Genomic DNA, 13675 nt, shown 5'->3' with positions numbered 1-13675 from the left:
TATCCAGCCCATTAGTAACCACTCAAACGAGTGGCGAAAACATTAGGGATAAACAAGTTTGCATCCTCAGTTCGAGCGGTCGATGCCGCAAAGATACGTTAGCAATCTCTTGTTTTCGATAATGCTTAGATAGCTGTAAGTTTCAACATCCCAGCAACGTGTGACTTCTCCAGACGTACATAAAGCAGGTCTAGCCGCAGTTCTTCTGTGTACTCGTGAATCTTATCTATGATTTTCTCCGCTGTCGGCAAGTGAATCTCCGCAGCTTGTTCATGTGTAATTTGAAACATGGCATTTTCATAAGCGGCAGTGGTTCGGAGACTTGTTAGAAGCTGATCTTCTTGCTCAACCAGCGATTCATACTTCTCTTGTAATATCGTCACAAGCACATTCCTCCAGACTGTAGGATTGCTTGATGTTTACCGTCTACTTCGATCTGTCCATAACGATACGTTCCTTGGTAAAATGCTTTACGGTCTAGGATTCGTTTCACCTGTACTTTGGTAAACCTCTTCCCTTGTTCTGTTGTAAATCCTTCTTCATTTAACTTCTCAGCTAAAGCCGCCAATGACCATATAGGGTATTGCTTTTTCAATTGAAAGAGCCGCTGAACCGTGGATGCCTTCTGTTCGTCAATGAACATTTGCTTTGATCCCCGTTTTCCTTTGTAACCAAAAGGAATGCCTCCACCAGCAAACTTGCCTTCGGAAGCCTTTTTGTTTCGTCCACGTCCCAGCTTCATAGCAATCTCCAGCCGCTGATAAGCATCCAGCAATTCCATCAAACCGTTAATCAGGAAGTCAGACGGGTCTTTCTTAAAAATGCTATAGGTCGGTTGTTCAATACTCCGAATGTCGATATTGCGCTTTTTCAGCTCCCGATGGACTAGGACTTTGACAATATCACTTCTCCATAATCTGCTTGTGTTCAGGACAACAACGTAATCCACCTTGTGACTCGATACATAGGTCAGCATGTCTTGGAAGCCCTCTCGTTCGACTTCTAAGGCTTCCTCGTCCACTTTCGCCCCACTAATGCCCTCGTCTGTAAAAACCTGAACTAGATGCCATCCCTGCTGCTCACAGTACGACCGAATCTCGTCTTGCTGGTAGGACAAGCTGTAGCCATCCTTCACCTGACCTTGCGTACTGACCCGTACATAGCCTATGACATTCATGTATAATCCTCCATCGTTACGGAAATTGTAATTAGTGTAACTCTTAACAGTTCCACTTTATAATTATATAACCTTTAAGAGTTACATTCAATGATTTTCCAGACAAGTTCATGATATAATCTTTCTATATTTAGCTGCTGGAATGATGGAGGAAGACATGAAGATAAAGATTCGATTAAAAGATATATTAGATCAGCGTGGAATGTCACAAAGACAGCTTGCCCGACAAATGAACTTACGTCCAAGTACCATTAATCATCTCTGTTCCGATTCAGTAGACAGAGTCTATATCCGAACGCTGGAAGCGATTTGTGAAGCTCTAGACATCTCCATCCATGAACTGATTGTTGAAGATTCGGAAGCTTAAGGTGTCTAAATGTAAGTCGGGTCGGGCGCTGGATGTGCTACGCCCTATTCCTCAACAAGAATCATGCTTTTTGATGTAAACCACCCCCGGGTGTTTTCCTATCGTAATGGCGAACATTTCCCGGAAGGTAGGGGTTGAAATCTCTTTATTTTCAAGTACAATAGAGACTATGTTATTTTTCTTTCATCCAACATGTTGGACTTTTTATCGTTATCGGCAAAATAACGTGTCCGTCGGTGAGGATGTGTCTTCTAGCTATTTATTGCAAGACGATCTAAGCAGTTCCCTTGGGGGATTGCTATTTTTTTTGGCAAGTTTTTGCGATTGGCATAAGTAGATGATGTATAAAGCTGCCTTAATACGGATTCATCAAACATGCTTTGCAGCAGTCGGAAACCAAGAACAGTTTCGATCTTGGATATGTTTTCTCTGTTCTCCATTAGCCAAGACAAATCCATATCGCTAACTTCCTCTGGATACTCAATCTGCGCAAGTATCCTCTCCATCGTATAGTCAAAGAATGGTTTTTGGAGTAATTCTACTGCCTTCCTCGTTGGCGAGAACCTTCTCAGATCATTGTCGCTAGGTCTGACTTCTAATCGAAGGATACCTTTAGAACGTTCAATAATCTCGTTTGATTCTTCTTCCTTTCGAGTCTGCTTATGCTTATCATAAAACATAATTCTGCTGCTCTTGTTCCGGTATTCAACGGTCTGTTCTTGGTTGTATGCTATTGTATTCTTATAAGCAAGCTGCTGCCCACTTAGCATCCGCACATATTCACTGACCTTTTTACCTACTTGAAAATTGCAACAGACATCACATCGGCTTATTATCCATTCAGAGTGTGGAACATACACATCAAAGAGTTGGAGCAGCCTGTCTTGCAATTGTTCAAAGAACAAGGGGATATCTGCTTCTGTGAGCATCGTAACGTTGTCTCCATATAGAAACTTCGGCATGGATACTTGTACTGTGAGTGTTTGGCTATTCTCGATATACTTCATGTATGGCAACTTTTCATCTTTTAACGTATATCTTGTGTTCAATGTACCTGTTTCTTTGCTTAAGAATGTAGTTGATTGTTCGTTGTATTGATTCAATATAGCTGGATCAATAGGAATAGGTCTTGCTTTCAGTATTATAGTGTCAAACATATGAAACCTTCTTTCATTTCTAGTAGTCTAATATATTGGATGGGATTGGAGATGTTATAAGAATGAGAACCCACGGCTGGAGTCGGGCTATTGTTCAACTCGTGTCTATCTTTTTCATCGTGCTCACCACCTATTAAGGCTTAATTCCAGTTTCCTCAAACAGCTTGTCTAGCTTCTCAAAGAACTGTTTCTGTTCGTATTTTGCGTAATCTGGATGTACTCCCCATTCGTTATCTCTATGGACGAGATAATATAAGACCAGTTCCAACGCTGTCTTTTTATTACGATTCTGTTCTTGAATTACCGCAACTGCATCTTCTAAAAGGTTGAAATTTGCGCCTTCGTTGATTGGATCAGCATTCAGCAAGGAACTTACCTGTTCGATCAATCTTTCTCTTTTTTGTCCTGCTTGAACATACTCAAGAAGGTTAAAATGCTGTGAATAGTGCTGTGTTGTAGTGTACTCGTTTCCGTCATCATCAAAGTTGGTAATTTCGATTTCCTCATGTTCATCTGTTTTGGTTAAGTAAACCATAAGAATTTCCGACTTTTCGGATGGAAGCAACTCCTTTTGGAACAAGGTTCGATCCTCAATCCCAAATAACTCAGACAATTGCTCAATACGTGGTTCAGGTATCTTCCTTCTTTCTTTGATCCAGTCCTGAAATGTTTGTTTGGAAACCCCGATGGCTTCTGCTACCGATTTGTACTCCATGTGGAACGTGTCAGCTATAAATTGTAAACCGATTATCTCAATCACCGCCATACTTAGTATGCCTTACGAGATTCATTGTATATCGCCATACTCGGAATGTCAAATGCTTTTTCAAAAAAGAAAAACCACATGCAGTTATCACGCTCGCATGTGGCAGCTTGGTTTGATATTACTTTTACTTAATAAATCTCCTAATCCATTGAGGCATTAGCATTTGGCTGCTGGGAGTGCCTAAATAATACTTATGATATTCATCATATTGCTGTAAATCCGTATTAATCTTATCTACAGTATCCGAAGGAGTTAGTTTTATACCTTTGCTTCGTTGTAAAATGTATCCCTTCTTACAGTTGTTACACTTTACAGCAAATTCATTAATTGAATATATTGCATAAACAGATAGTTCATGTTTGCAATTAGGACAATTTACTGCATAATGTTTGGAAATTAATTGTTTTATGTTCATTCTATCCTCCTATACCAAACATTTTAAGTACAAAGAAACCACATGCAGTATATCATCACATGTGGCTAATTTATTTTTAATAAACAATCCCAATTACCAACCATTCTATAATACTGCTTGCCGTAAAGTTAGACAGATAACAAGTATTTTGACGTTTTCTTAAATCATAGCAGAATTCTAATTTTTGAAATGTTTTCTTAGAATTTTAGGCATAAATGAAACACTCGTTGGAATGCCTTTGTAATATTTGTTGTATTCATCCCAGTCGAATGCCTTCTCAATGTCATCTGGGACTGATGAAGGTGTTAATCTATTAAATTCTCTTTCATACATATAGCCTTTATCACATTTATTACACTTCAAAGCAAATTTTTTTATTGAGAATGTAGTATAAATTGAAAGTTCATAGCCACAGTTCGGACAAAACACACCGTAATGCTTTCTAATCAAGTCTTTTAATTTCATATCAATCACCTACACCAAATAATTTTTTTATCATGATTTGCTGTTCAAGTGAAGGCTGTGCCCAGTTCTTTCCTGCCGCATAGCCCGAGCCTCTAACCCCCCATTCTCCATCAGTGTAAAACAATGTAAAGCCCAGATCTGATTTCGTTAATCCTAACTGTTCGTGACTTAAGAATGCACCATAATTCTCTGGTTGAACAAAAGCATCAATTTTACCATTTTCTCTTAAAATACCGATTATTGGTCTATTACTACTAAGTGCCTTACTCGTCAGGTCCTCCAGTTTAGGAATAGCTTTAACAATATTCGCCTCGCCTTTAAATACAACCTTTATCCATTGCCCTGCTTTTTGAATCAGGCTTACACCGGCTTTTTCAGCAGCCTTACCAATTTGTAAAGCTTTCGCTTCAGCTGCTGATATTGGAATAAAGTTAATTGCTAAATTCGCTGCATTTAAGAGATGTTCTGCACTCCATGGCTGGTCGTTAGAATTAATATAATTGGTTAGCGCCCCTCCTGTATACCAATCAACAGCACTATAAACCCCTTCACCTGCTTTTACCCAAGTGGCTTTTGGGGCAGCACCATCCATTAATCCGCCTCCACCTCCCCCAAAATCATATGCTTTAGCTGCATGACCTGATGGATCTGTATAAATTAAAGGATTATTGCTAACATACGTATACAGATTCAAACTCAGCGGATTATCAATCTGCCCCTCATACGTATCCTCATTTAAAAACCGTCCCATGCTCGGGTCATAGTATCGTGCCCGCAGGTAATACAGTCCAGTCTCCTCGTCATACACCTCTCCCGTATACTTGAAGGAGTTAGAAATTTTCTCGTCCTGGCTGGTGATGTTGCCCCACTCATCATAGGCGTAGTTGTTCACTACTGTTCCGCTAGTATCGACAATCTGCACCACGTCACCATGGCCGTTGTACAAGTAGTAATAATCCTTAGCCGCTTTTTTATCCTTCTTCACTAACACCCGGTCACCGCGAACAAAATTCGCTTGCTCGACAAACTGACCATCCACAATTTTCTCTTCCGAGATCACTTGGCCCTGGAAGTTGTAGTTCACCTGGGTCTGGGTATTGCCCTTGGTCTTCATCGACCGCATTCCGTCGGCATAGTACTGGAAGGTAGTGCTACTCCCACCTTTAGCGATACTCGTTAGGGTATTCTGCAGATCATAGGTGTAGCTGGTATCCGTGGAATCCAGGTTAACCACACCGGTACTTGACAGCGTCAGACGGTTACCCCGCACATCGTACGTATATGTGGATTGACGGCCATCCGCTCGGGTGGTGGATACCAGCCGATTCAGCGCGTCGTAGCTGTAACTCGTCGTTTGGGCAGTGCCGCCGTTACGTGATTCGCTAACCGTGATTCGGTTTCCGTTATTGTCATAGCTGTAGGTATAACTGGAGAACACGAAATCCCCGTTCTTGTTGGTCATATTTTCTGTCCAACCCAGCGCCTTATTATACGTATAGTCCGTCTTCAGCGTACCGCCATTTGTCAGGGTAGGGTAGGTGATCGACTTCACCTGGTCATTGCCGAAATAAGTATACTGCACGTTAGCCGCTGCAGCCCCAGTCACAGATGTGTTCCCATTTGTTTGTACCTGGGTCAATCGCTGCTTTTGGTACGAATAGTTGGTGTAAAATCCCATGTAATAATCACTAATCTGCTTCATCCGTCCCAGCGCATCCAATTGGTTGTTTATCGACACGTAGTGGCTTCCGGAGCGCCCATAGATCGAACGCTTTTGACCCAAGCTATCCCTCGTTAACGAGTGGTAGGCCGTCTCCCCTTGATTGAGCAGAGTTTGGATCGTCTGCTTCTTCGGACTTCCATCCCCCGTAATCATGACGGTCTCCAACGTTTGGGCTACGTTGTTGATCTTCCCTTGTATCGTGCTCTTCTTCAGTTGACCCGCTTCATCGTAAAGATACGCGAAGCTGCTGCCATTGCGGTCGGTTTTAGCGGCTAACTGCCCTGAGCTGTTATACGTGTAGCTTTCGTTTTGGGAGGCTGCATCCTGCTTCACGCTGAGTAGACCCAGTTCGTTATACGTTTTGCTGTTCAGCACCTGGGGAGTCCCATTTTTAGCTTGGATTGTCACCAGTGACAATTGCCCATGACCATCATAGCTATAGCGGGTCGTCTGATTTAACGCATCCTTCAAGGCAATTAACCGGCCTAAGGCATCGTACTGATAACTGGTGGTCACCCCATCCTCATTCAGATTACGGTTAGGATCGGTGTATCCCGTCACCTGTCCGGCAATGTTGTAGCGATAGGATTCGCTGATGGGCTGCTGCTTCGTCGGCCAGTCTTTATAGGTAGAAGCAGATAGCTTATTCCCCCAAGGGTCATAGCTCTCCTGGATATAGTTCAGGGACTGGCCAGTGGCCTGATCCTGAATATAGCTGGTCGCCGTGCGAGACCCCGAATCATAGTCGCTGACCATCACATCCCCACTCGGCGTTGTGGCCCGATTCTGCCGGCCCCAGACATCGTAGCTGGCAGTCAGTGTATTTCCTGCGGGATCGATGGAATAGACCGGACGTCCCTGGTCGTCATAATGATATTGGGTAAACACCCAATTGCTCACGTTCTCATCATAATGCTCTTCCAGTAAGGCGAGACCTAATCCGTTATACAGTACATTCGCATAGGTTTTCATGCTCGTACCACGGGTGATGTTGTTGACCGTGGTAATGGAATCGACCTTTAAGACCTGTGTGTCTGCATTTGTCGCATCGAAATTAGGAGAGCTCTGGTTATAGTAGTTGTAATCTACGACTTTCTGAACACGTTCACTCTTGGCGTTGTTTATTTCAGGATAGGTTTCTTTTTTTAATCGCCCTATAGCATCGTATTCATAGGTAACGATCTGGTTGTTGGCCTCAGTTTTCTGAATGACCTGGCCATTGTCTTTATTGTAGAGCATTTTGGTGGTGACAACTTTTTCGTCAGCAGTCCCGATATTGAACCACTGCTGTTGCTCCGTAGGGTAAGCATAGTTGTTCTCACTGCCATACCGCACTACCGATTTTGCCACCCGCTGATTATTTGCCCACGTCTGGATAACGGCCTGTTCCAGCTTATTTTGTCCATCCCCATTCACATAGGTGTAGTCATACTTAGTTTGTTCACCCTTGGCATTCGTAATCGTTGCCGGACGGCCTTCCGCAGTGTAAGTATACGACTCTGTATAAGGCGCGCTATCTGTTTCATTCTGGTATTTGGATACAGAAGCCGGAAACCGATAGGTAGGTTCATACTGATAGCTAGTGGTATAGTGCTGCTTCAGATTCGGATTATTCCATTGCTCGGCCGTTAGCGGCTCCGTTTGGCTCTGAACCTGGCCCCAATTTGTATAGGTTGTCTCGGTATACAGATGTTTCGCCGTGGCGTCACTGTCCTGCGCGGCATATTCCGAAATCGTTGTCCGTGTGGGAGACTGGGTAAACAACCCGTGGAACGCTGTATTTTCGGTTATTTTCCTCTCTCCGTTACCGGCAACCGTCTCTGAACGAAGGACTCTGCCTTCTTTGTCAAATGTATGGGTCGTACTTAGCCCGTTACTTGGTGTACTACTCATCACCGCGGATGTGGTACTGTAACGGAAATCATCCGGCAAATGACCTGGATACTGCTCTGGGGTATTCCCCGTATAATCTCCCGTGTAAGTATACCGGAGTTGCTGATAGGCCTTTCCTCCCATATAGTCACTTCTAGACGTCGCCCGGTATTCTCCAAACGAATCGGAGTTACTCATATGCCGGCTCACATATTCATAATTATACTTCGTGCTGGAATGCGGATAGTTGACTTCACTTAACAGTGCCTCAAAGTTAAATCCGTTATTCGGGATTAGCGTCAGTTGATTCTCATAGTTAAAGTACGTGCTTTCTCCTATTGAATTTGTAATGCTAGAGAGAACCGGCTGATACACTTTAATCGCTGGCGCAAAATTTTTCGGGACATCCACAGCTACTCTGCCTTTGGTGAGAATGACCTTCTGAATTTCATTCGTCCCGTTCATCACCCGGAGAGTAACCCGTTCACCGTTAAAGGGTTCTTCGTGAAGATTATACTCATAGCTGAAGAGAACCATACGACCCAGCGTATCGGTAATCGAAGACAAGCGACCATTATCAGCATTCGAATACCTAAAAGTGATCGTGTTGCCGAACCTGTCTTTAATGCCAAGCAACTTGCCTCTAGAAGAGAAATACTCCCGTTTCATATCCGAATATTCCATGTAATAACTTGATTCGTCTTGTCCGTTATTGAACTGGCCGGAGTACCTGGATTCAAAGATAATCCGTCTATCTTTTCCTTTGTAGTTAATTAAGTAGCTGTAATTGGAGAGTTCATCGCCCTGTTGCCCGATGGCATAGACACTGCCATTTCCGTCATGATAGAAGCTTTGATTCTCTCCCATTTGAACGTATGGAAACTGGAAGGACCACCCATTCGCTAACTCAGGGGTCGCGTATTCATATACAGACTCATTCATCTGCCAGTATTCGCTATAATAGGTTCTATAGATAAAAGGAGTCCCCTGATTAGAGTTGTACATCAGTCCCACATTCAAATCCAGTCCATCCACGCCTGGCAAATGAAGCAGACTTTCTTTCCTCGTCACACTTCCCGCCACAGGATCAATAGTTTCACTGGAGTTATTCCGGTCACTGAATTGTGGTTTTTGGACCTGATTGATTTGCGCCTCTATGGCTCCTCTATCAATCACACCCGAGACTGCCGCATCAAATGCGGTAATCGACATCACCGATAACGGATCTGCACTGAAATTCATCTCCGTCTTTGCTGGCTCATAGACCGAGGAACGCACTGTGAATCTTCCAATCGCTTCCTGCTGCAGTGAATTCGGGTCGTATACATCTTCTCCAACTGTAGGAACATGGAGCGTCTGCATTTCGTGATCCAGTGTGGCTTGAATGTCTTCCCAGGATGCTTGTTTATCCTGCTTCCATCTCAACAGTTCGATGGCCGTCCACTTCGTCTGCCCCATCACCAGCAGGTTCAGCCAGTACACATCAATCTTGGAGGCTCCCGCTTGAACAAGTTGTTCAATATCTGCTTGTTTCAATTCTAGATCCTCATTATCAGGTACACTCGACAAGATCCCCTTAGCCTTCATACCTGTCAGGGCCGGTTGCAACCGTTCTTTCTTCTGAAGAATCTTCTTCTTCAATTGAGTTACAGGCAGCAGGTTGATATCATAAGCATCTTGAGTTACAGAAACAACCTCGTCTGCAATCAAGGGCTGGGAGGGTGCATTCCTTTGGGCTCCTGGTGTTATGGTCGGCTCAGGATTTTGGGGCAGTAATAGATCGGAGGGTCCTGAGGGTACTGGTGAAGGAGAAGGACTGCTTTTGGCTAATTCTGCTGTGCTTCTGGATGCAGTTGTCATAGCAGGGTTAGCTGACGCTCTCCCCATGAGGTTAGGAAAACCGCTAAATAGTATAGCCAAGGATAGGACATAAATGAATAATGATTTTGCTTTTTGATTAGACCTCACTCTAAAACTCCCCTGTTCATATAAGATCAAAGCCAACATACATTCGATACATATATAAAAGCTGTCGCCTTTCTCTTTCACCTCAACGAGATGATCATTTAAGTCCAAGTACTCGGATCGTTAGGATTTTCATAGAATATTTTGATATTTCGAACCCAGACCATTTGCTCTCCCATACTGTTCTCAATGACCACTTTGAGCGTGTAATTTACTGTCTTTCCATAGTACTTTGAAGTGACCGTTGGTTTAGGCACAGTGACCTGAAAGCCAGAGTTCTTATCGCCATACTGAGGATAGACATTGTACACATCCAATCTGGAATTACGATTTATTGTTCCTGAGTATTTTAACGAGTTATCTATATAAACAGAAAGGCTCTTAACAGATGCCATATCCAAATACCATCCCGAAATTGTAATTTGATTATCAGGACTTGTGCTGGGTTCAGCGCCATAAAAGACCAAATTCTGTCCTTCTGTCGGTGAATCTAAGTACCCTATTGGGGACAATTTTTTGTAATTAACCGTTTTTTCATAATAGGTCTCGACTCCACGTGTGTCCCTAATAACAACCTTAATATTAAATGACTGTGTTATGTTAGAAAGCACGGTATCGAAATGATAGCCTGAATTGTGATTATTAAATTTCGGATATGCATTGTAAACATCTTCTCTGCTATCTCCGTAAGTTGCCATCCCTTTGTATTCATTGTTAACGAACACTTTGATACTCTCCACTCCATTGTCACTAAGGTACCATCCTTTCACATGCACATAAGGGGAGCTTATTTCGATGGTAGATGGTAGATGGAGAATCCATATAGCCGAGAATCTGTACAGGAACCTTTTTGAGCAAATTGCCGTTTCGATCATATTGATAAGAAATAGTTGTGTCATCTTTCGACATAAAAGTAACAATTCTTCCGTTGACATCATAAACATATGTACCTGATGAGCTAAAACTCACAGCCTCTGCAATAGAATTTGCAGTACCCATACTCAACAGAATTGTTAATAAAGTAAATATGTACATCCTCAACTTATTTCGCATTTAACAGGCCCCCTTTTTTAAGTAAATTTTAATCTTAATTTAATATTATTTTAATAAAAGTCTTTATTTTCGCATGATACAACAAAAATCAACATTTGGAAATAAATATATTTAGGCAGAATCTATTAAGAAAAAACTACTGATAGGATGGCAAGATTGCAGCCTTTGAATACTAAAAAACAACAAAAAAGCCGCCCAATCACACCGGATGTTTCCCCTTGGAAACATCCGGTGCGAGGCGACTTCATAAAAAGCGCTCAAATATAATTAGTAGCTGTATTATCCCTGTTTCTCTTCCCCAAGCTCCGCCCGCAGCTTCAAAAACACCTGATAGCTCCGCTCCGCGACCTCAGAAATGGCGATCGGGTGGAAGCCCGGCAGATCCGCATACAGCAAATCGTTCAGCGGTGCGGTCCATTGGACCGGCAGCTTGGCAGCACCCAGCTTCGCTCCCATGATGGAGCCGACGGTGGCCCCGTTGCAGTCGGTATCCATTCCGGCTGATACGGAGGTCACCACCGTTTTCTCGAAGTCGTCACCGCCGTAGATCAGCGAGGCGGCCACAATGGCAGCGTTGTTGTTCGTATGCACCGGGTCGTAATGGCTGAACTCGTTCCAGAGGGTGCTGACCAGTTCACGCTCACTGCCTGCCTGCTGTGCAATTTCTACGCCCCGCAGCACATCCTTAGCCAATCTGCTCGTCTGCGGAATCTCACTCAGGCCGATCTGCACAATCTCTTGATTGCTGAGGCCTGCGAACGCCGCTGAAATCATCGCGGCATTGAACATCTCGCCGTAGATTCCATTCTTCACATGCGAGAAGGAAGCATCCCGCCAGCCCAGCTCTGCAGCCAGCTCGGGATGTCCGGCCGCTCCATAAGCGAGGGCATCCGCGCGGATTGCGGCACCGATCCATTCCCGGTACGGATTCAGATGCATCCGTACCCGTTCTTGCCGCACCGGCCAATCCGCCGGCTTCTCCCCGTGCAGATGGGAGGTCTCCTGAGCAAAGTTCATATAGCTCTGCGTTTCCGCCGTGCAGACCTGACTGTAGGTCAGGTGCCCGTGCCACAGCTTGCCGATATCCCAGGAATCCCAGTTCAGTCCTTTTTGCTCCAGCAGGATCAGGCCAAGCACGGTATAACGGATATCATCATCGCTCTCCATGTAGCTGATTTTCTCACGCGTGCTGGTGAATGACCAATCGCTTAAGCCGAGGCCATATTCCTCGCGTGCCGTGGAATACTCAGGAGTATAGCCTGTAATCGGCCAAGCATCCGCACCGCGGAACCATAGCTCGATATTCTCCCAGCCGGTCCGGCCATCCTTCCCATACAGGTAATCCCAGTATTCCAGCGGCTTGCCCAGCGCACAGCCGACACTGCGGCCGAGCCACGCGCCGTAGAACCGGTCCCGCCACTGGTCCGGCGTCCAGTCCACCGCAAGCTTGCGCGGACCCTCCGGGCGAAGCCGTCTGATCGCTTCCAGATCCGACGGCTCCTGGTAAGGGAAGCCCCCGTCCACGGGAAGTGCCATCAGCTCCCGGTATATCTCCATCAGCTTGTCTTCATCGCTCCCGGCTGCATCCAGCTTCTCCGCCAGGCTGCCCGGCTGGCAGCCTTCCTCGATCCGCTGCTGCAGCTCGAACCTTACCGTCTCCTGCAGACGTTCCCAGCCGGCCATCTGCTAAGATTCTCCAGCCGGTGACTCCAGCTGCCGGTCTAACCGGTCCAACGAATCAAATAGCAGCTTGATGAAGGCTTCGCGGTCCACCCCAAGCAGCACCTCCGTATTCGCAGGCTGGTCCGGCTTCTTGCGGCGGTCGGCCACGGTCATGCCGCGGGTAAGCTTGCCTTCGGTCTCTACCGTTACATACAGGTGCTCGGATTCGAACAGCTCCGGGTGCAGCAACCAGACAATGGCGCAAGGGTCATGCAGTGCATTGCCGACAAAGCCCATTTTCTTCCCGTAGATCGAATAGAAATCCAGCAGCTCGCCGACCATAACGGACACGGGGCCACGCGTCTTAAGCTCCTGAATTTCCTCTTCGAAGATCGCTGCCTTATCCGTCACATCCAGTCCGCTCATAACAATTGGAATACCGGATTCAAAAACGATCCGCGCCGCCTCCGGGTCCACATAAATATTGAACTCCGCTGTACGGGTCACGTTGCCGTAAGCCAGTCCGCCGCCCATAAGAGAGATCTTCTCGATCCGCTCCTTCACTTCCGGGTAAGCGGTAATCAGCAGGGCGATATTCGTCAGCGGAGCGGTAGGCACCAGGGTGATCTTCTCTTCCGAAGCGCGGATAATCTCCAGCATGAATTCCACTGCCCCTTGCTCTACGGGCTTGAACTTGCTCGCCGGCAGCGCCGGGCCGTCCATGCCGGACTCCCCGTGGGCTTCTTCCCCGGTCACAAGCTTGCCCAGCAGCGGCGCCGCCGCGCCCTTGGCTACTGGAATATCTGCATTTACAAAGCTGAGAATCTTGAGTGCGTTGTCGGTAATTTTATCCAGAACCTGGTTACCGCCAACGGTCGTAATCCCCCGGATATCCAGCTCTCCCGGATGTGCCAGCGCAAGCAGAATGGCAATCGCGTCGTCATGCCCCGGATCGCAATCAATAATGATAGGTGTTGGCATCGTTGTCGCTCCCTTGTATTAGTTGTGAGTGGCTAGATAAGACGCACTTAAGAGTTGAACTCCAAGCTTGGT

Annotated in this window: 12 protein-coding genes; 1 reads left to right on the top strand and 11 read right to left on the bottom strand. The window is 45.4% G+C overall.

The window, feature by feature from the left end; genetic code table 11:
- Positions 1–125: 125 nt before the first annotated feature.
- The gene (locus MKX42_RS06095) at positions 126–383 is read right to left on the bottom strand and encodes a hypothetical protein (RefSeq protein ID WP_340751715.1); all 258 of its coding nucleotides are present in this window, start codon (positions 381–383) and stop codon (positions 126–128) included.
- A complete protein-coding gene (locus tag MKX42_RS06090; RefSeq protein WP_340751714.1) occupies positions 380–1177 on the bottom strand; it encodes a recombinase family protein in 798 nt (265 codons plus the stop codon). The genes MKX42_RS06095 and MKX42_RS06090 overlap by 4 nt, the downstream gene beginning before the upstream one ends.
- Positions 1178–1334: 157 nt before the next feature.
- Between MKX42_RS06090 and MKX42_RS06085 the strand changes: the two genes are divergently transcribed.
- Positions 1335–1544 (top strand): helix-turn-helix domain-containing protein, encoded by a 210-nt coding sequence (locus tag MKX42_RS06085; protein WP_340751713.1) that lies wholly within the window; start codon positions 1335–1337, stop codon positions 1542–1544.
- Between the two features lie 251 nt (positions 1545–1795).
- Here MKX42_RS06085 and MKX42_RS06080 read toward each other — a convergent pair whose 3' ends face one another.
- From MKX42_RS06080 to MKX42_RS06040, 9 genes are all read right to left on the bottom strand, one after another.
- The gene (locus MKX42_RS06080; RefSeq protein ID WP_340751712.1) at positions 1796–2701 is read right to left on the bottom strand and encodes a hypothetical protein; all 906 of its coding nucleotides are present in this window, start codon (positions 2699–2701) and stop codon (positions 1796–1798) included.
- Between the two features lie 133 nt (positions 2702–2834).
- The gene (locus MKX42_RS06075; protein ID WP_340751711.1) at positions 2835–3467 is read right to left on the bottom strand and encodes a hypothetical protein; all 633 of its coding nucleotides are present in this window, start codon (positions 3465–3467) and stop codon (positions 2835–2837) included.
- Positions 3468–3591: 124 nt separating this feature from the next.
- A complete protein-coding gene (locus MKX42_RS06070; RefSeq protein WP_340751710.1) occupies positions 3592–3882 on the bottom strand; it encodes a hypothetical protein in 291 nt (96 codons plus the stop codon).
- A 177-nt stretch (positions 3883–4059) separates the two neighbouring features.
- Positions 4060–4347 (bottom strand): hypothetical protein, encoded by a 288-nt coding sequence (locus tag MKX42_RS06065; RefSeq protein ID WP_340751709.1) that lies wholly within the window; start codon positions 4345–4347, stop codon positions 4060–4062.
- A gap of 1 nt (position 4348) precedes the next feature.
- On the bottom strand, positions 4349–9478 hold the full coding sequence (locus MKX42_RS06060) for an RHS repeat domain-containing protein (RefSeq protein ID WP_340751708.1): 5130 nt from the start codon (positions 9476–9478) through the stop codon (positions 4349–4351).
- A 530-nt stretch (positions 9479–10008) separates the two neighbouring features.
- Positions 10009–10632, bottom strand: coding sequence for a hypothetical protein (locus tag MKX42_RS06055; protein ID WP_340751707.1), 624 nt, complete (start codon positions 10630–10632; stop codon positions 10009–10011).
- Positions 10633–10657: 25 nt separating this feature from the next.
- Positions 10658–10960 (bottom strand): RHS repeat domain-containing protein, encoded by a 303-nt coding sequence (locus MKX42_RS06050; RefSeq protein WP_340751706.1) that lies wholly within the window; start codon positions 10958–10960, stop codon positions 10658–10660.
- Positions 10961–11239: 279 nt separating this feature from the next.
- Positions 11240–12643 (bottom strand): ADP-ribosylglycohydrolase family protein, encoded by a 1404-nt coding sequence (locus MKX42_RS06045; RefSeq protein WP_340751705.1) that lies wholly within the window; start codon positions 12641–12643, stop codon positions 11240–11242.
- Between the two features lie 3 nt (positions 12644–12646).
- On the bottom strand, positions 12647–13603 hold the full coding sequence (locus MKX42_RS06040) for a nucleoside hydrolase (RefSeq protein ID WP_340751704.1): 957 nt from the start codon (positions 13601–13603) through the stop codon (positions 12647–12649).
- Between the last annotated feature and the right edge of the window lie 72 nt (positions 13604–13675).

This window comes from Paenibacillus sp. FSL R7-0204, from assembly GCF_038002225.1.
Lineage (GTDB): Bacteria > Bacillota > Bacilli > Paenibacillales > Paenibacillaceae > Paenibacillus_AQ.
This window is presented reverse-complemented; position numbering and strand designations above follow the sequence as displayed.

Bases quoted from the DNA above. Each gene is read 5' to 3' on its own strand.
- MKX42_RS06090 (WP_340751714.1), bottom strand. From the start codon at position 1,177: ATGAATGTCATAGGCTATGTACGGGTCAGTACGCAAGGTCAGGTGAAG.
- MKX42_RS06085 (WP_340751713.1), top strand. From the start codon at position 1,335: ATGAAGATAAAGATTCGATTAAAAGATATATTAGATCAGCGTGGAATG.
- MKX42_RS06080 (WP_340751712.1), bottom strand. From the start codon at position 2,701: ATGTTTGACACTATAATACTGAAAGCAAGACCTATTCCTATTGATCCA.
- MKX42_RS06075 (WP_340751711.1), bottom strand. From the start codon at position 3,467: ATGGCGGTGATTGAGATAATCGGTTTACAATTTATAGCTGACACGTTC.
- MKX42_RS06070 (WP_340751710.1), bottom strand. From the start codon at position 3,882: ATGAACATAAAACAATTAATTTCCAAACATTATGCAGTAAATTGTCCT.
- MKX42_RS06065 (WP_340751709.1), bottom strand. From the start codon at position 4,347: ATGAAATTAAAAGACTTGATTAGAAAGCATTACGGTGTGTTTTGTCCG.
- MKX42_RS06050 (WP_340751706.1), bottom strand. From the start codon at position 10,960: ATGCGAAATAAGTTGAGGATGTACATATTTACTTTATTAACAATTCTG.
- MKX42_RS06045 (WP_340751705.1), bottom strand. From the start codon at position 12,643: ATGGCCGGCTGGGAACGTCTGCAGGAGACGGTAAGGTTCGAGCTGCAG.
- MKX42_RS06040 (WP_340751704.1), bottom strand. From the start codon at position 13,603: ATGCCAACACCTATCATTATTGATTGCGATCCGGGGCATGACGACGCG.